Annotated in this window: 13 protein-coding genes, 1 tRNA gene and 2 pseudogenes; 11 read left to right on the top strand and 5 right to left on the bottom strand. The window is 69.2% G+C overall.

Annotated elements, in window-relative coordinates; all coding sequences use genetic code 11:
• Positions 1-100 precede the first annotated feature (100 nt).
• From ACWGKQ_RS10620 to ACWGKQ_RS10610, 3 genes are all read left to right on the top strand, one after another.
• Positions 101-1,411, top strand: coding sequence for a hypothetical protein (locus ACWGKQ_RS10620; protein ID WP_453291503.1), 1,311 nt, complete (start codon positions 101-103; stop codon positions 1,409-1,411).
• Entirely contained in the window at positions 1,348-1,839 is a 492-nt protein-coding gene (locus ACWGKQ_RS10615) for a TerD family protein (RefSeq protein ID WP_453291553.1), read from the top strand. The genes ACWGKQ_RS10620 and ACWGKQ_RS10615 overlap by 64 nt, the downstream gene beginning before the upstream one ends.
• Before the next feature lie 439 nt (positions 1,840-2,278).
• Positions 2,279-2,356: transfer RNA gene (locus ACWGKQ_RS10610), tRNA-Met, on the top strand.
• 227 nt (positions 2,357-2,583) lie between these two features.
• Here ACWGKQ_RS10610 and ACWGKQ_RS10605 read toward each other — a convergent pair.
• Complete coding sequence (locus ACWGKQ_RS10605) at positions 2,584-3,399, bottom strand: SAM-dependent methyltransferase (RefSeq protein WP_453291502.1); 816 nt, start codon at positions 3,397-3,399, stop codon at positions 2,584-2,586.
• Between the two features lie 167 nt (positions 3,400-3,566).
• Between ACWGKQ_RS10605 and ACWGKQ_RS10600 the strand changes: the two are divergent.
• Positions 3,567-3,695, top strand: a pseudogene (locus ACWGKQ_RS10600) (peptidylprolyl isomerase); the annotation flags it as partial.
• A 20-nt stretch (positions 3,696-3,715) separates the two neighbouring features.
• Here the strand turns inward: ACWGKQ_RS10600 and ACWGKQ_RS10595 are convergent.
• On the bottom strand, positions 3,716-4,795 hold the full coding sequence (locus ACWGKQ_RS10595) for a hypothetical protein (protein WP_453291501.1): 1,080 nt from the start codon (positions 4,793-4,795) through the stop codon (positions 3,716-3,718).
• A 234-nt stretch (positions 4,796-5,029) separates the two neighbouring features.
• Here ACWGKQ_RS10595 and ACWGKQ_RS10590 point away from each other — a divergent pair, with 234 nt between their 5' ends.
• From ACWGKQ_RS10590 to ACWGKQ_RS10560, 7 genes are all read left to right on the top strand, one after another.
• A complete protein-coding gene (locus ACWGKQ_RS10590) occupies positions 5,030-5,425 on the top strand; it encodes a hypothetical protein (protein ID WP_453291500.1) in 396 nt (131 codons plus the stop codon).
• Between the two features lie 498 nt (positions 5,426-5,923).
• Complete coding sequence (gene pip / locus ACWGKQ_RS10585) at positions 5,924-6,883, top strand: prolyl aminopeptidase (protein ID WP_453291499.1); 960 nt, start codon at positions 5,924-5,926, stop codon at positions 6,881-6,883.
• A 649-nt stretch (positions 6,884-7,532) separates the two neighbouring features.
• A complete protein-coding gene (locus ACWGKQ_RS10580; RefSeq protein WP_453291498.1) occupies positions 7,533-9,317 on the top strand; it encodes a peptide ABC transporter substrate-binding protein in 1,785 nt (594 codons plus the stop codon).
• 10 nt (positions 9,318-9,327) lie between these two features.
• A complete protein-coding gene (locus ACWGKQ_RS10575) occupies positions 9,328-10,281 on the top strand; it encodes an ABC transporter permease (protein WP_453291497.1) in 954 nt (317 codons plus the stop codon).
• Between the two features lie 4 nt (positions 10,282-10,285).
• A complete protein-coding gene (locus ACWGKQ_RS10570) occupies positions 10,286-11,203 on the top strand; it encodes an ABC transporter permease (protein WP_453291496.1) in 918 nt (305 codons plus the stop codon).
• 28 nt (positions 11,204-11,231) lie between these two features.
• Positions 11,232-13,301 carry an ABC transporter ATP-binding protein gene (locus ACWGKQ_RS10565; protein WP_453291495.1) on the top strand — a complete coding sequence of 690 codons (2,070 nt, stop codon included), beginning with the start codon at positions 11,232-11,234 and terminating at the stop codon, positions 13,299-13,301.
• 145 nt (positions 13,302-13,446) lie between these two features.
• Positions 13,447-14,106, top strand: coding sequence for an integrase core domain-containing protein (locus ACWGKQ_RS10560; protein WP_453291494.1), 660 nt, complete (start codon positions 13,447-13,449; stop codon positions 14,104-14,106).
• 432 nt (positions 14,107-14,538) lie between these two features.
• Here the strand turns inward: ACWGKQ_RS10560 and ACWGKQ_RS10555 are convergent.
• The 3 genes and pseudogenes from ACWGKQ_RS10555 to ACWGKQ_RS10545 form a co-directional block, all read right to left on the bottom strand.
• A pseudogene (locus ACWGKQ_RS10555) lies at positions 14,539-15,119 on the bottom strand (MFS transporter); the annotation flags it as partial.
• 740 nt (positions 15,120-15,859) lie between these two features.
• Positions 15,860-16,198, bottom strand: coding sequence for a thioredoxin family protein (locus ACWGKQ_RS10550; RefSeq protein WP_453291493.1), 339 nt, complete (start codon positions 16,196-16,198; stop codon positions 15,860-15,862).
• A gap of 478 nt (positions 16,199-16,676) precedes the next feature.
• Complete coding sequence (locus ACWGKQ_RS10545) at positions 16,677-17,816, bottom strand: helix-turn-helix domain-containing protein (RefSeq protein WP_453291492.1); 1,140 nt, start codon at positions 17,814-17,816, stop codon at positions 16,677-16,679.
• Between the last annotated feature and the right edge of the window lie 53 nt (positions 17,817-17,869).

Raw genomic sequence — 17,869 nt, 5'->3', positions numbered from 1 at the left:
GATGAGCGTGCGGATCTCCACTCGGGGTGTACGCACCTCCGTGGGGCCCCGCGCGGCGCGCATCAGTATGGGCAGCGGCGGCACGCGGATCTCTTCGGGAGTGGGCCCGTTCTATGCCTCCAGTTCCCTGGGCGGAGGCCGCCGTCGCACCACTACGAGCCGTACGACCGGCTCGCGGGCTGTCGCCCCGTCGGCAGCGCAGCTGGAGCGTGCTCGCCGACAGGCCGAGCGGGCCCAGCAGGAGGCGGAACGGGACGCGGCGATCGCCCAGTTGAAGGAGCTGCGGCAGCAGACGACCAGTGTCCACCTGCAGTCCTTCACGCCGGCCCGGCCGCCGGTGGTGCCCGGGCCCCAGCAGCTGAGCCTGGCCTGGGCCCTGGCAGAGGCCCAGACCCATCACTTGGCGGGGCTCGGGGTCTTCGCCCGAGCCGAGCGGGCAGCGGCCAAGCGCAGGGCCGAGGAAGACGCCCCCGCCTACCTGGCGGCCGAGGAAGCGCGCCTGACCGCCGTCCACACCGAGTTGACCGCCGAGGCCGGTCAGTGGTGGCAGGCCTTGGTCGCCAACGACGAGGAGACCGTGTGCGAGGCGGTCAACTACGCCTTCTCCGACAACGCCGCCGCGGGCTGCGCGGTGGGAGTCGACGGGGCTGTGCTGTCGGTGGTGATGCGGCAGCAGGACATCGACTCGCTGCCCTCTCAGATGCCAGGAGTCACCCCCGGCGGGCGCCCGACTCTCAAGACCCTGAACAAACGCGACCGCACCATGTGGTGGCTCACCATGATGGGATCGAACATCGTGGCCACCCTCAAAGAAGCGTTCGCTGTCGCGCCCGGGATCATGGCCGTTGACCTGGCCGTGCTCACGCGCCTGCCGGACACTCAGCGTCTGGGGTTCGTGGCCTACGGCCGCTGGACGCGCCGGGCCGTCGAGGCCGGCCCGTGGCGGGAGACGACCGACGCGCTGCGGTTCCTCGACATCGGCCAGGACGTCGCCTGCTCGGTCACCACTACCGCTTCCGGGAACCTGTCCAGCGCCATCAAGCCCCTGGACACCAGCCGGCTGGCCGGCCTGCAAAGCCTTCTCGACCACGCCCAGGAAGACGCCGGATCGGACGAGGAGACCCTGGCCGGCCTCGACGGAGACCTGCGCGCCAACGTCCCCCTCGGGCACACGGCTCCCCTGCCCGATCGCTACCGGATCCGCGCCTTCGCCGAGTGGCAGAGCCAGACGGCTTGCCTGACACCGCCGTCCGCTCCTGCGGCGCCGACCCACGCTCCCGCGCTGCCGAGCCGCGCCCCCGCGACCGCACTCACGCCGGGACAGAACCTGGTGCTGCCCGAGGAGGCCTGGCAAGGGCTGCTCATCGCCTTCGCTTCGCCGGTGCCGATGCCGACCTCACCCTCTTCCTGACCGGCGCCAACGGCCAGGTCACCTGCGATGAGGACTTCGTCTTCTACAACCAGCCCTCCGCCGCGCAGGGCGCGGCCCGCCTGCTGGGCAAGCAGCCCGACGGTCCGCACACCGTCGAACGCGCAGCCCTTCACCTTGTCGCCCTGCCCGCCCACATCCAGCGCGTCACGGTCGCCATCAACATGGCCGTCGACACCGGCCTGACCTGCGGCGCCCTCACCCACGCAAGTCTGTACACGGACTGCGTCACCGGGGCCGCCTGGACCTTCCAGCCGCCCGCCGACCCCGACATCCGCGCCATGGCCGTCGCCGACTTCTACCGACACACCGCCAACGGCCAGCAGGTCTGGAAACTCCGCGCCGTCGGCCAAGGCTGGGCCGACGGCCTCGACGGCCTCGCCCGGGCCCACGGCGTCAACGTCACATAGGCCAGTCAGCGGCTTCGTGCGCGAGAACCACCGGCTGAGGGGCGGCGCCTTCGCGACGAGTGGGCGGCAAAGGGCTCACCGCCGTGCGACCACCCCAGCCTCGTGCCGCACAGTGGCAGACCCGAGGGACGGCCCTGCAGGTCCCGCGGCTTCGTCAGCAATCGCGGGACCCTGACCTGTGGCGTTGGCGGCAGCGGGCACTGGCGTCCTCGGGCTCCGTCGCCGGATCCTGAGCAGTCCGACTCGGGACGTCCAGCCCTCGCGATCGGGCGACACCGAGAAGCCGCAGGCCGAGAGATCCGTTGCTCGCCGAGCCCCGGGTTCTGCTGATCCACTGCTGACGAACGGGCCCCATTGCTGACGAAGTCGCGGAACCTACAGGCCCGACGGCATAAATCCCTGTCGGCGCCGCGCGGATGGCGTAGGGTAAAGACACCGACGCGGGGTGGAGCAGCTCGGTAGCTCGCTGGGCTCATAACCCAGAGGTCGCGTGGTTCAAATCCCGCCCCCGCTACCAACATCCGGCCCCCGGCGACATTTCGTCGCCGGGGGCCGGAGTCGTTCGGCAGCAGGACTCCAGGTCATACGCCGTCGCCAGCCGCATCCGGGTGCCTTCACACGTCAACGGCGCCGGCGTTGACCAGCGCCAAGATGTCCCACCGGGCGGTAGGTAGCGAGGCCGGCGTCAGGAACGAGGGGCGGGCCTGCCGGTGAGTGTGCGCGGCAGCGAGGTGAAGCGAAAGATCACGGCTTCAGCGCCACGGCTCCCAGCTGGGGTACGACCGTGGGCTCTTCGCCGGGCTCCGGCCGCCACAGCGAGCAGGACACGAGCCCGGGCTCCAGGAGCGTGAGTCCGTCGAAGTACTGGGCGACCTCCTCGCTGCTGCGGGCGGTGACCGGCGGTTTGGCGTTGGCGTTCCAGAACTCCATCGCCTCGAGCTGGAGGTCGCCGCCGAGTTCGGGCTCCGTGGTGGGATGGGTCAGTACGAGGAAGCTGCCGGGGGACAGCGCCTCCACGAGCCGACGTGCGATGGCCCGAGCCTCGTCACCGTCGAGGACGAAGTTGAGGATGCCGAGCAGCATGAGTGCGGTGGGCTTGGTGAAGTCGAGTGTCCGTCCGGCGATGCGCAGAATGGTGTCCGGGTCGTGCACATCGGCGTCGATGTAGTCGGTGGCGCCTTCCGGGGCACTGGTCAGCAGGGCGCGGGCGTGCGCGAGCACGATGGGGTCATTGTCGACGTACACGATCCGCGACTCGGGGGCGATCCGCTGGGCGATCTCGTGGGTGTTCTCCAAGGCCGGCAGGCCGGTGCCGATGTCGAGGAACTGACGGATGCCGTGCTTCTCCGCCAGACAGCGCACGGCGCGGCCATGGAACTCCCGGTCGGCGCGCGCGATGTCGCGGATGACGGGGATCATTCCGGCAACGTGATCGCCTACCTGCTGGTCGACCTCGTAGTTGTCCTTGCCGCCCTGCCAGTAGTTCCACACGCGAGCGTTGTGCGCCGTGCCAGTGTCGAGTCGCTGCACTGCGGCGGTGGCGCTCTGGTTCTCGCTCACGTCTTCCTCTCCTCGCACGCCCAAGGACCGCGTGAAACAGGGCACTTGCGGTCACGGCTGCGCTATGCACATCGGTGGGCGTCATTCTGCCGTACACCGCCGTCGTCGTGTCCCGGAACAGGTGGGCCGGCAGACCGCACACCGAAGGATCATCATGGCGGAAGAGCGTGACGCTGAAGACCGACCAGGGCGACATCGAGGTCCGGCGCTTGCCGAACCACGCGCCCCAGACGGTCAAGAACTTCGTGGAACCGGCGACCGGCGAGCGCAATGGGGTCCACCCGGGGGCCGGTCAGCCGACGCCCCGTTTGCTGATTCAGGAAGGTCGGCGGATCCCATTGCCGGGTGACGTGCGTGCGAACCAGGTCCGCGCCTCGTCTGCGGTCAGAACGCGGGTCAGCTCGACCGTGCCGGGGAGATGCGGGAAGAACCGGTCGGCGTTCCAACTGCGCTGGTATGTCGGCTCGTCGAGCACGAGCAGGCGACGCCCCTCCACCACGGGTATGTCGTCGGGCAGCCCCTCGTTCCAGATCCGCTCGCCGTTCGGGCCGAGGAGTTCGAAGGCTCCGGTCGCTACGGTCTGGGTGCGTCCCTGAGCAGGCTCGGGGTCCGTGGCCAGGCGGACGCTCTCCGCCGAAGGCGCGGCGCCGGGCACGTAGCCGCCGCCGACGAGGACGTGGGCGAGCAACGTGTGCAACTGGAAGTTGTCCCCGATGCCGCCGATGCGCACCTCGAACCCAATCCCGGTGGGCCTGTGCAGCACCACAAGGGGCTCGTCGTCCAGAACCGCCAGCGCGTAGGCCAGGCACTTGAGGTCGTGCCGCTCCAGGGACGCCAACTCGCGGCAGGCGGGGAGGATCGCGGATGCGTGCCCACGGCGCACCTCTGCGCTACGGCACAGCACGGCCAGCGCGGGCGGCTGCCACTCCTCGACCGAGCACCAGGCCAGCGCCAGCCGCGTGGCCTCGTACACGTCGCCGCCGAGGCGGGCCAGCAGCGCGTCGTCAATGATCTTCTCGTCCGACTCCGGCAGTGCGTCCTCGGCTGCGCCGGTGGCGGTCCAGCGGCGGGCGAACTCCCGGGCATCGAGAAGGTCCCGGTGGACGCCGCCGAGGATCGGCTCGGCGCAGGCCGCCGGATCGGCCCCGCGCTCGACGCAGAAGCCGGCCGCCGTCGCCAGCATCGGCCTCGGGCCGGTGGGCGGGAAAGCGGGGAGCAGAGCGGCCAACCGGGGCCCCGCCACGACGCGTTCGGCATCCGACGCAGACTGCACACCGTTCAGCACAGCGTTGAAGGCACGCCCGGTGCGGTCGCCATCGCGAGCGGCAACCGCCTCCTCCAGCTCGGACACGGTGGCGGCGAGGCCAGAAGCCTCCCGTTTCCTCTTGAAGATCACCGGCACACCCTAGGCCCGAGGTCTGTCCGGCGTCATCAGGCCAGGACCGTTCAAGTCCCTCGGACCGCCACCTGCTGTCGACGGGGCTCGTGGACAAATCCACTGGCGGGCCTGCCTGTACAGAACCGAGGGTGCCGCGTGGGGTGTCGGGGCTGTGGCCCAGCCTCCGCTCACCGGCTACGGGCCGGTACAGGCCGCACCCAGCGGCCTCACGTCCTTTGGGGTCCAATCACCGTGCGTATCCGCATACTTCCGGCTGCCGTCGCGACGGCAGCCCTCTTCAGCTCCGCGGTGCTCGCGACGGCCGGCCCGGCGGCCGCCGACACCGGCGTGCCGATCAGCGACGGCACCGTGAACGACACCGTCGTCGGCTACAAGGGCACGGTGCTCGACAAGCTCACCGGCCTGCCCCAGGTGTCCGATCTCCAGCCGAGCCCGGACGGCAGCACCCTGACGCCGCGGTCACCGGAGCGGACGAGATCGTCGCGTTCGACACCACGACGCTCACGCAGACCGCCGAGTACCCGACCGGCGCCGGGACGGCGCCGCGCTGGATCGCTCCGACCGAGGGCCGGATCTGGTTCGGCTACGGCGACCAGTGGGACTCCGGGCTCGGCCGCGCCGACCTGACCTCCGACCCGGCCACCGTGACCCTCGACCTCTACGACGTGCCGCCACTCGATAGAAGGAAACTCCCCTCAGCGCCGACCAGATCCGGGAGATCATTGAGAGACCCGGAGACATCGCAAAACGCGTGCAGACCGTCGACACAGAGAAGAAGAGCCCGCTCTACGAAGCCCTCGGGATCACGATCAATTACGAATACGCACGTAGGGCCGCGACCGTTGGGTCGAGGCCGTCATCCACGTATCGCTACGGGCCGGCGTGTGGGACGAACTGCATCGGGTGCTGTTGAAGAGGCTGCGGGTCGCTCGAAGGGGCCCAAAAGCGGACCCAGCCCGGACGGATGGACAGGCACGCGAAGTCTCTGGTGAGCACGGGTTCCCTTGTCGGAAACCCCACCTGCCAAAGGCTTCGCTCGTCTGTCAGCTCAACACCCGTGTAATGCGGCAAGTTGGGAAAGAAATCACGGAACTCAACCGCGATCACCCCGTAGGGTCGACGGTCATGGTTGATCTCTACCCTCCGACTCATCCCTACGACAATGGATTTCTCGACGCCGGAGACGGCAACCGCATCTACTACGAACAATACGGCAACCCTCAAGGCAAGCCTGCCCTCAACGTCCACGGCGGCCCAGGGTCCGGCGCGCCCCAGCGGCCGACAAGGGCCTGGGATCCCGAGCGCTACCGCGTCATCCGCTTCGACCAGCGCAACTGCGGTCGCAGCACCCCGCACGCCAGCGACCCGGCGGCGGACATGAGTCTGAACACCACACAGCACCTGATCGACGACATGGAGCGGCTCCGCGAGCACCTCGGCATCGAAAGGTGGTTGCTGAACGGCGGCTCCTGGGGCGCGACACTCGTCCTGGCCTATGCGCAGCAGCACCCCGCGCGTGTCACTGAAATGGTCATCCCAGCCGTCACGACGACCCGCCGTACCGAGATCGACTGGCTCTACCGGGGTGCCGGGCGGTTCTACCCCGAGGCGTGGGACCGGTTCCGCGACGCCGTCCCCGAGGAGGAGCGGGACGGCGACCTGCTGGCGGCTTACGCGCGGCTGATGGAGAACCCTGACCGGGCGATCCGGGAGAAGGCCGCTGCCGACTGGCTCGCCTGGGAGGACGCGGTCATCTCGAACGAGCCCAACGGCATGCCCGGCATGTACAGCGATCGCGAAGTCGACGCGCAGATCGCATTCGTACGGATCTGCGCCCACTTCTTCAGCAACGGCGCATGGCTGGACGAGGACCAACTGCTATGCAACGCCCACAAGCTGGCCGGGATCCCGGCAGTGTTGGTCCACGGCCGACACGACATGGGCTGCCCGGTACAGACGGCGTGGGAGCTGGCGAAGGCGTGGCCGGACGCGCGGCTCCACATCATCGAGGACTCCGGACACGCCGGAAGCGACGCGATGCAGGAGGCGGTCCGGACGGCCATCGAGGAGTTCAAGAACCGGTGATCCTCAGGGCACGTAGAAGACGTCGAACTTGACCTTCGGATTCCGCGCCGCACAGTCGGCGCGTCTGGCCGCCGGCACCCGGTCCGAGACGTTGACCCGGACCGGGGCACGGTCGGCCCGCGGCTTCCCCTTCTGCGCCTGCCGGTTCGCCCCAGGCCGAATCGATCGCATTGCACTGGGCAGGTCGCCGACCCCTACTGGGCGCACGGAATGGGCTCAATCGCCGCGGATGCGGCTTGTCAGGAGGATCGACAACGCTGTCGCCGCGCCGGTTCCCCCTTTATAGTGAGGCCCGTGAACTCCACCAGCACGGCTGTTGTCACGGTACGCATCGACGCCCATCGCCGTCGCATCGTGCGCCGCTGTTGTAGCTGCTGTCGTTGAGGATGCCCGGGGCCTGACCCGGACATCGGTTCACTTTCCTCGAGTCCCTGCGTGACCGTGCAAGCACTGGCACGCGCGGGAGCATCGTTTCCGGCCGAGCATGGACCACGTACGCCACGGGTAGGCCCATGAAGCCGTGATTGGCATGAGCATGCCGTTACGGGTGGGGTTGATTCGGACGTGGCGTCGTCAGAGCAGAGAGGCGAGGACCCGCATGCGCACTATCCATCGACTGAGAGCCGCCGTGGGCGCGTTAACCCTGGCGATGGTTGCCGTCGCATGCACCGGAGGCGGCAACGGAGCGATCACCAACGGCGCGAGCGCCCATCCCGCCAAAAAACCCGTCAAGCGAGGCGGAACGGTCACCATCGCGGAGGTGGGCGCGGTGCCCGACTTCATCTTTCCGCTGCCACCCGCGACGAACCAGAACGGCTACAACGCCAACCTCACCCAGGCCATGTGGCCCTACCTGGTGTACGCAGGAGACGGCGCCAAGTCGGTGGTGAACAAGGAGAAGAGCCTGTTCACCTCCCTCGACTACACGAACGGCAACAAACGGCTCACCATCCACCTCAAGAGCTGGAACTGGTCGGACGGCCGGCCGATCACGAGCCGTGACTTCACCTTCGTCTACAACCTGCTGAAGGCGAACGCCTCGAACTGGAACGCCCATCTCGTCGGGCTCTTCCCCGAGGACGTCTCGAAGGTGACCACACCGGACGCCCACACCGTGGTGCTGGACCTCACCAAGGCGTACAACCCGGACTTCTACACCGACGACGTGCTCAGCACCATCCCGCTGCTCCCGCAGCACGCCTGGGACAAGACCTCCGCGACGGGCGCGGTCGGCGACCACGACACGACCACCGCGGGCGCGAAGGCCGTGTACGCCTACCTGCAGAAGGAAGGCGCCAAGACGACGGCCTTCGCGACCAATCCCCTGTGGCAGGTCGTGGACGGGCCGTGGAAGCTGGCCGAATTCCGCACCAACGGCTACTACAGCTACGTACCCAACACCGCGTACTCCGGCTCCGCCAAGCCGGTCCTCGACAAGGTCGTCCAAACGCCCTTCACCACCGACACCCCCGAGATCAACGCCCTGCGTTCGGGCAGCTCCCTCGACGTCGCCTCGCTTCCGCTGAACGACATCAAGCAGGCGGAGGCCCTCAAGTCGAGCGGGTACTCGATCGCGAGCGTGCCCATCCCCGGCGTGTCCGGGATCCTGCCCAACCTGTACAACTCTTCGGTCGGCCCGGTGCTGCGCCAGTTGTACGTGCGCCAGGCCTTCGAGTACCTGATCAACCGCACGCAGATCGTCTCCAAGGTCTACAGCGGCTACGCGGATCCGGGTAACGGACCCGTACCGGTCAAGGCCGGCGGGCCGTGGGTGTCGGCCCTGGAGAAGGCCGGCGGGCCGTATCCGTACTCCCCTGACAAGGCGAAGGCGCTCCTGCAGGCGCACGGTTGGAAGGTGGTGCCGGGCGGGACGACGACGTGTGAGAACCCCGGGACCGGCTCCTCGCAGTGCGGAGCCGGCATCAAGGCAGGCCAGGCGCTGACCTTCGACCTGGTCTACTCCTCGGGCCGGGCCACCACGGACGAGCAGAACGCCGCCATCAAGTCATCGGAGGCCCAGGCCGGGATCACCGTCAACCTCAGGTCCGAGCCGTTCAACACGCTGATCAGCAAGATCGGCACGTGCACCGCCAAGTCCCACCCCTCGTCGACCTGCGGCTGGCAGCTGGCGGAGTTCGGCTACGACCCGTATCCGCTCTACCCCAACGGCACCGGGTTCTTCGACACCGGCGGCTACAACAACTCCGGCGGCTACTCAGACCCCAAGATGGACCAACTGGTCAAGGCCACCGAATACGGTTCCTCGGCCCAGGCGTTCACCGCCTACGAGGACTACACGGCCCGTCAACTGCCCTGGTTGTGGCTGCCGTTGCGCGAAGGCCTGCTGGTGTACCGGACGAAGCTGCAGGGCGTCGTCCCGCTCAACCCGTTCTCCAGCGCGAACACCTTCGAAGACTGGGGCTACTCCAAGTGACGAGCGCTCTGTGACCGCTTACCTCATCCGCCGGACCGGGCAGGCGATCGTGGTGGTGTTCGGCGTCATGCTCCTGACGTTCATCATGATCCACCTGGTGCCGGGCAGCGCCGCCCGGGCCACCCTCGGGACCCGGGCCACCGCCGAGCGGATCTCCGTCTTCAACGCTGCCAACGGCCTGGACCGGCCGTTGGCGGCGCAGTTCGTGACCTTCGTGAAGCAGGCCGCCGTCGGCGACTTCGGGACGTCGTACTCCCTGCACCAGTCCGTGTCCACGCTGATCGCGCAGCGGCTGCCGCGTGACGCCGTGCTGCTGGGGCTGTCCACGCTGCTCACCCTCGCGGTCGCCCTGCCGATGGGGATCTTCCAGGCGGTGCGGCGGGACCGCGTCACGGACCACGTCCTCACCGTGGTCTCCTTCGTGCTGTACTCGATGCCGGACTTCTTCTTCGCGCTGCTGCTGGTCGCGGTCTTCTCGGTGCAGTGGCACCTGCTGCCGCCCCAGGCCCCACAGGCCGAGTCCGTCGGCGGCATCCTGGCCGACCCGCAGGCCCTGGTCCTGCCGGTGGTCACCCTGAGCCTGGTCAGCGTGGCCGGGTTCAGCCGGTACATGCGGTCGTCGGCCATCACCACCCTGGCACAGGACTACGTACGCGTCTCCCGCGCCAAGGGACTGCCGGAGCGGCTGGTCCTGCTCCGGCACGTCCTGCGCAACTCCCTGCTGCCGGTCATCACCGTTCTGGGGCTGGCCGCCCCGAACATCGTCGCCGGCGCGGTGATCGCCGAGTCGGTGTTCAACTACCCGGGCATGGGGCTGCTGTTCTACCAGGCCGCCACCAGCAAGGACTACCCGATCCTGCTCGGCTCGACCCTGGTGGTCGGTGTGGCCACCGTCGTCGGCAGCCTCCTCGCCGACATCGCCTACGGCCTCCTCGACCCCCGGATCCGCTATGTCGACGCTTGAACCCGTGGACCTGCCCGAACCCGAGCCTGCGCCCGAATCGCCGGGCGCGCCCGAACCCGCGGCCCCGGCGACCGCTGTGCGCGGCTCCCGCCCGCTGCTGACAGCGTTCGTGCGCAACCGGCGGGCCCTGGTCGGACTGGGCATGGTCGCGGTGATCGCCGCCTTCTGCTTCATCGGGCCGCTGCTGTACCGGACCGACCAGACCACCGTCCGGCTGGACCTGAACGATCTCGCGCCCGGCGCCGGGCATCCGCTGGGCACGGACGCCTCCGGATACGACGTGCTGGGGCGGCTGATGACGGGCGGGCAGTCGTCGCTCGAACTCGGTTTTGCCGTGGCCCTCGCCACGACCGTCGTCGGCACGCTGTACGGTGCCGTAGCCGGCTATGCCGGCGGAGTCGTCGACGCGGTCATGATGCGGGTCATCGACACGTTCCTGGCCGTCCCCGGCATCGTCCTGCTGCTGATCATGGTCAGCCTGTTCACGCCCAGCCTGTGGCTGATCGTCGTGCTGCTGTCGCTGCTGTCCTGGCTCGGGGCCGCACGCCTGGTCAGGGGCGAGGTACTCAGCCTGCGGTCGCGGGAGTTCGTCCAGGCCGCACGGATGATGGGCGGCACCTCGGGGCGCATCGTCCTACGCCACCTGGTGCCGAACGCCGCCGGCGTCATCATCGTCAGCGGCACCTTCACCATCGCCGACTCGATCCTCACCCTGTCGGCCCTGAGCTTCCTCGGACTCGGGCTGCCCCCGCCGCACGCCGACTGGGGCTCCATGCTTTCCGCCGGGCTCAACTCCCTTTACGACGGCTACTGGTGGCTGGTCTACCCGCCCGCGACGATCCTGATCACCACCGTGGTGGCGTTCAACCTGATCGGCGACGCCGTCCATGACGCCCTGGACGTCCGACTGCAACGCCCGTGACCGCTGTGACGATGCGAGGACAACACGCATGCCGCCCCTCCTCGAGGTCAGGAACCTCACCACGCACATCAGCACCCGCCGTGGCGTCGTGCGCGCCGTGGACGACGTGTCCTTCACCCTGGAAGCCGGCCAAACCCTGGGCCTGGTCGGCGAATCAGGCTGCGGCAAGTCCATGACCGGTCTGTCCCTCATGGGCCTGCTGCCACCCGGTGGCGCATTGGTCGGCGACTCCTCGGTGGCGCTGGACGGACGCGAGCTGGTCGGACTGCCCGAACGCGAACTGCGCCGGGTGCGCGGCAACGACATCGCGATGGTCTTCCAGGACCCGATGACCTCCCTGAACCCCACCAGGACCATCGGTCACCAGGTCGCCGAAGCCGTCCTGGCGCACCGTGACTGCACCCCGGGCCAGGCAGCCGACCGAGCAGCCGAGGTCCTCGGCCTGGTCGGTCTCCCGCACCCCCGCGAGCGCCTGAAGGACTACCCCCACCAGCTGTCCGGCGGCTTGCGCCAGCGGGTGCTGATCGCCATGGCACTGGCCAACGAGCCCCGGGTGCTGATCGCCGACGAGCCCACCACCGCCCTCGACGTCACCATCCAGGCGCAGATCCTCACCCTGCTGGCCGACCTGCGCGACCGGCTCGGCATGGCGATGATCCTCATCACCCACGACATGGGTGTCACCGCCGGCCACGCCGACCGGATCAACGTCATGTACGCCGGCCGCATCGCCGAGAGCGCCGGCACCGACCGGCTGTTCCACGGCATGCGGCACCCCTACACCCAGCGCCTGCTGGCCTCGGTGCCACGCCTGGACCAGGACCCGGCCAGGCAGCTACCCAGCATCCCCGGCCTGCCCCCGGATCTCACCGACCCGCCGGGCGGCTGCCGGTTCGCCGACCGCTGCTCGTACGCCACCGAGCGCTGCCGTGCCGAGGAGCCGGAGCTCACCGGCCCGGACGGCTCCGACGGCCACCGGTACGCCTGCTGGCATCCGACCAGCGGCCCCCTGCCGCCGCACGCCGTCGCCGTCGCGCCGCACCCGGACGCCGTACCGGCCACGGTCCCTGCCCGGCCGCTGCTCGAAGCGCGCGGCCTGGTCCGGGAGTTCCCGGTCCGCGGGAACCGGCTGCTCGTCCGTGGCCGGCGCGTCGTGCACGCCGTCTCCGGCGTCTCCCTCGCCCTCGGCCCCGGCGAGACCTTCGGCCTGGTCGGCGAGTCCGGCTGCGGCAAGACCACGCTCGGGCGCCTGCTGGTCGGCCTCGACCGGCCCGACGCCGGCACCGTCACCCTGGACGGCACCGACCTCGGCCACCTGCGCGGCCGTGAGCTGCGGCGACGCCGCCGCGACCTGCAGATGATGTTCCAGGACCCGTTCTCCTCCCTCGACCCTCGCATGCGGGTCGGCAGCATCCTGCGCGAACCCCTCCGGATCCAGGGCATCGGCACCGCCCGCCAGCAGAAGGCACGCATCGCCGAACTGCTCGCCGAGGTCGGCCTGCCCGAGCGGGGACTGGAGCTGTACCCGCACGAGTTCTCCGGCGGCCAGCGTCAGCGCATCGGCCTTGCCCGAGCGCTGGCGCTCACCCCGAAGCTGATCGTCGCCGACGAGCCGGTCTCGGCGCTGGACGTGTCCGTACGGGCCCAGGTGCTCAACCTGATGAAACGGCTCCAGGCGTCCCACGGACTGTCTTACATCGTCATCTCGCACGACCTCGCGGTGGTCCGCTACCTCGCGGACCGGATCGGCGTGATGTACCTGGGTCGCCTGGTGGAAGTCGGCAGTTCCGACGACATCCATCTGCGTGCCGCCCATCCCTACACCGCCGGGCTGCTCAAGGCGGTTCCGATACCGGACCCGGCAGCGGAACGGGCCAAACACGGCACCGGCATCAGCGGCGAACTGCCCAGCCCCGTCGACCCACCCTCGGGGTGTCGCTTCCGGACGCGGTGCCCGCTGGCCCGTGAGCGCTGCACGCACGAAGAACCCGCCCTGCGCCTGTTCGGCCCCGGCCACACCGCGGCCTGCCACTTCCCACTCCTGCCGGCGCTCTCGGACACCCCGGCAAACGCCGCCACGGACACCTCCGGACACTGATGGCTGGAAGCATCCCGTGGTGCCAGTCGGGAGTAGCGCTACAGGTGATCTTTGGGCCCCGGTCCGGCCCGTATCCACGGCGAGTCGGGATCTGGGTGGGATTGCGGGACGGCACCGGCACCGACCTGCCGGGATCCGCAGGAGCGTGACAATTCGGCGGCACGGCTTCGGCGCGGCCGCCGAACAGGCCGGCTGCGTGGGTCCCATCCCAGGGCTTTCCGGGATCTTCGAAGTCGAGCGGTGCGCTGGTTTCGGCTTGCTGACGCGACGTCACGCCCGCTATGGGGTCGAGCGGCTTGGCCCTGGACGCAAGGTGCCCGTCGCCCTGCGTGACCAATTCTGTTCTCCACGCAGAACGGTCCACCCCACCGCACAGCGGGCGGCGCAGCAGGCCCGCAACCTCGCCGCGGATCTCGGCGCCCACATCGAATCCCTGCGCTTCGCCCTTCGCGACCGCGATAGCGAGTACACCGGCTCCTTCGACGCCGTCTTCGCAGCGGAGGAGATGGAGGTGCTGCTCAGCACGCCACAGGCGCCGCGGATGAACGCTCACTGCGAGCGCGTGATCGGCACGATCCGCCGGGAGGCACTCGACCACGTCCTGATCATGAACGAGGGCCACGCCCGACAGATCCTCGCCGAGTACCAGCACCACTACAACAGACATCGACCACACCGGGCCCGAGACCAACGACCGCCCGAAGCTCAGGACCAGCCCGCTGCCGGGAACGACCCCCACGCGCAAAGGCTCCTACGCACCAGCGTCCTCGGCGGAGTCATCCACGAATACAGATACGCCGCTTGAACTGCAGCGATGACTTTCCGAGCCCCACACTCGAACGTCCACTTGCCGGAGAACCCGCCCCTCCCCATCGCCCTCGAAGTGCTGCCACAGGTCTCGGCCCTCGTCATACATGCGGATCCACATCGCCATGGCGCCACGCTCCCACAGGCGACAGGGCTCCTCTGCTACGGCACGCGTGCGACCACTAACGTGATCAAATACGGGCTGACCTGGACCGCCTCCGAGGGAGTGCATCGCGCATCCGCGGTGTTCCCTGGCAAGTCGTTCTGCTCAGGTGGGCGGCCTTCATCGACAAGGTGCAGGAGAGACACCGGCCGCACGAACTGGTAAGGAGCGGCCACTTGGTCGTGTGACGCGGGCGTCCTGCACCGCAGTCCAGCGGTGCCGGAGAAAACGAGCGGTCTACTTGCTGTCGGTCCAACTGTTGTCCGGTCAGCGGGCGGCGGCCTCGGTCGTCTCTGTCGCGTCCGCGAAGGTGGGGGCCGAGTTCTTGGGGCCTCGGAGGGCGATGCAGAGGAAGAGGGCACCCATGACGGTGACGCCTGCCCACACGGCTTGTTGCCAGCCGTCGACGAAGGACTGCTGGGCGGCGTGTAGCAGGTCCTGCGCGTGCGGGCCGGTGTTGTCCGCCACCTCAACGGCGTTCGCGATGCCTTCCCGGGCGGTGTCCCCAGCCGCCTGGGGGATGCCTGGAGCCTGTCGTCGATGGCGTTGCGGTAGCCGGTGGACAGGAGCGGGCCGAGCAGGGCGACGCCGAGTGCGGTGCCGAATTCGCGGGTGACGTCGTTGAGCGCGGAGGCAACGCCCTGCTTCTCGCGTGGCAGGGAGGCGGTGATGGCTTCGGTGGAGGGGGTCATGGACAGGCCCATGCCGATGCCCATGGCGAGCATGCCGGGCAGGACGCTCAGGTAGCCGCCGTCGACGGAGACGAACAGCGCCATGAGGGCCAGGCCGACGCCGGACAGAGCGATTCCCGCGGCCATGGTCGAGCGGGAACCGATACGGGCGGCGAGATGTCCGTCTTCGGCGGCATGAGCAAGAGAGAACGCAACCGCATCAAAAACCGGGTCCGCACCGCCATGAGCTCCCAGGCCCAGCTCCAAGGCCGCCACCTCGGCGGACGCCCCCCGTACGGGTACCTGATCGGCGACGCGAGGCCGCACCCGAACCCGGCCAAGGCAGCGACGGGACAGCGGATCCACCGCCTGGAGCCCGACCAGCGCTTGAGCGCTGGGACCAGCTCCTGCACCACCAACCCGGAAGGTCCCGATCGCCACGGACATCACCGGAGGCAAGCTCATCCTCGACCACCGTGATGGAGGCCGGTTCGGGAACGTGCTGTACGGCCTGCACGCCGGGGACACGGAGGGTCCGGTGAGGGTGTGGGACAGCCTGTCGGACATGTTCCGGGACCTTCTCGTCGCCCTGAGTGAGGGGACGGAGATCCGCTTGCCTAGCTATGCCGATCCGGTGACACCACACCTGACCGGCACCGGCAGCGATGCCTTCGTGAGGTGGGAGTACCGCAGAGCGGCGGCCCGAGGCATGACGCGTCGGACCGCAGCCGTGAAAAGCGGGGCAGGAATCACACCGCCCGCACGAAGCCAACATCAGGAAGTTCAGCGAAAGTCGCCCTGACGAGCCGAAGTCGGTATGTGACCTGTGGGGTGTCTCAGCCCCAAGGTGTCTCAGGCGGCGCAGCGCCCATGGACGAGACGCGACGGGCGTCGCGGCCATGTGTCGCAGCGGCCGCTCAGAGCTGGCCGTCCAGGAACATCCGTACCTCGGCGATGGTCATAGGCCCCGTGCCGTGCGCCACCGCCTCTCCCTCCTTCAGCAGGACGTAGGACGGGGCTCCGGTGATCCCGTATCGCTCGGTTGCGGCCGGACAACGCGTGATGTCGGCGCGGACGGCCGTCAGGCGGCCCGTGTAGTCGTCGGCGATGCCATCCACGACGAGGTCCATCACCCGGCAGGGCTCGATTGCCTTGGGCCATGTCCCGGTGAAGTATGCGAGGACCGGAACTCCGCTCATCCCGAGGATGAAATCGAACTCCGCGTCCTCACGGGGTCGGTGAACCCGCTTCGTCATGGAAACTCCTGACCTCACGTTCCGTCATTCCATCCCCATCATCCCTCGCACGGTGTGCCAGGCCGGCCCGGTTGGTCGTCCGGATGACCTGCCGGAAGGGAGGCGCGGGGCCGTCGCAGAACCACGGTGGTCCCGGCGGGAGCGGCCCGGCCCCCGCCCCTGGTGACCCGGCCTGGCCGCCTCGCCGGTCACCCAGCTGCAGCCCGCCGCGCGCCCGTGGGTCAGCTCGTGCCAGGACAGGGCCTTCCGCGACGACATGAAAGCACCGGTTCCAGTCGAGCCGTATCTGTCACCGCGCTTCTCAGAGACAACGCCCCCGACGGGCTTCCCGAGGCCTTGTCTCGTCTTCACATCAACCCTCGGTCTCAGCCGGCCAATACCGCTCTTCCCGGGCCGCATGAGCCAGCTGATGGCACCGAGAACGAGGCACGATTCCTGGACCGCTCGCGGACGCGGTCGTGGACGGTCGAAGTACGCGTCAGCTGACCCGAAGACCGACCGCCAGCGTCAGTTCAAGGACCCGGTGTGGCGACGCGAGATCCGGAAACAGCTCCCGCAGCTGCGACATCCGGTACCGGACCGTCTGGGGATGGACGAACAACGCCGCCGCCACCTCGTCCCGCCTGCCCTGGTGCAGCAGCCACGCCCGCAATGTCTCCTCCAGCCGCCGTGCGGTGGCGACAGGCAAGGTCCGCAGCGGTGCGAGGGCTCGGGCACGCAGGTCTGCGAACGCGGCCGCGTCGGCGCTCAGCACCAGCTCGGACAGGTGGTCCTCGGTGTCGCGAATATCAGAGGAGAGGGAGCGCGCACGTACGGCTCGTGCGTACGAGGCGGACGCACGAGCCCATGGCCGGGCCGGGCCGACCACGGCGGTGCGGTCGGTGAGCTGCCGCAAGAGATGTGATCGGTCGGCATCGGGGACGAGCAGCACACCGGTGGCGTCCGGCAGATCGTCGAGGACGAGGGTGCTCGGGTCGAGCGTGCGGTAGGCGGGCCGGGCCTGGGCGGCGGGCAGCAGGACCGCGGTCAGCGAAACCGGAGGCTGCCACCCGGCCCGTTGAACAGAGGCCAGCAGCACGTCCGGGCTCGCGCCGGCGAGGAGGTCGCGGGCCAGGTGCTCCAGGTGGCGCTCCTGGGCCCTGCCCCGGGCGGCCAGTTCGTCGGCGTGGCCCGCGGCGCTCGCGGCGGAGAGCTCGTCGATGTAGGCGAAGGTCAGCTCGGCGAACTTGGCGACCTCGGCGGCGGGCAGACCCGCGGGTACGGCACCCGCCGCCAGGCATCGCCAGGCCACGCGGGCACCGACGCGGTAGGCGCTGAGCAGAGCGTCCATCGAACGGCCGTCGCGCACCTCGCCGCGGCCCAGCTCGTAGGCGGCGTCGCCGGCGTCGCCGCCCGTGGCGTTCCCGCTCGCGAGGTCCAGGTAGTTACCCAGGGCGGTGCGGACGGCTCGGCGGATGGTGACGCCCATGCGGCCCGAAAGAGCGTTGGCGTAGGAGGGGACCTCGTCGATGATCGCCTCTACGACCTCATCGGCGGTGCTCGTCAGCGCGGCCCGAAGTGCGGTGACCGTCGTCTCATCCAGGGCCAGTTCGCTGGCCCTCTCGATTGCATGACTCACGTTTTTGTTCCCTGCGAACAATTCAGTCGACCAGATTCACGTCCTGCGGTCAG

This window comes from Streptomyces sp. NPDC054770, assembly GCF_053611985.1.
The sequence above is the reverse complement of the archived record's forward strand: the minus strand, read 5'-3'. Positions and strand labels throughout refer to the sequence as shown.

Excerpts from the sequence above, each read along its gene's own strand:
- pip (WP_453291499.1), top strand. The coding sequence starts at position 5,924 with ATGGTTGATCTCTACCCTCCGACTCATCCCTACGACAATGGATTTCTC.
- ACWGKQ_RS10580 (WP_453291498.1), top strand. The coding sequence starts at position 7,533 with ATGGTTGCCGTCGCATGCACCGGAGGCGGCAACGGAGCGATCACCAAC.
- ACWGKQ_RS10565 (WP_453291495.1), top strand. The coding sequence starts at position 11,232 with ATGCCGCCCCTCCTCGAGGTCAGGAACCTCACCACGCACATCAGCACC.
- ACWGKQ_RS10550 (WP_453291493.1), bottom strand. The coding sequence starts at position 16,198 with ATGACGAAGCGGGTTCACCGACCCCGTGAGGACGCGGAGTTCGATTTC.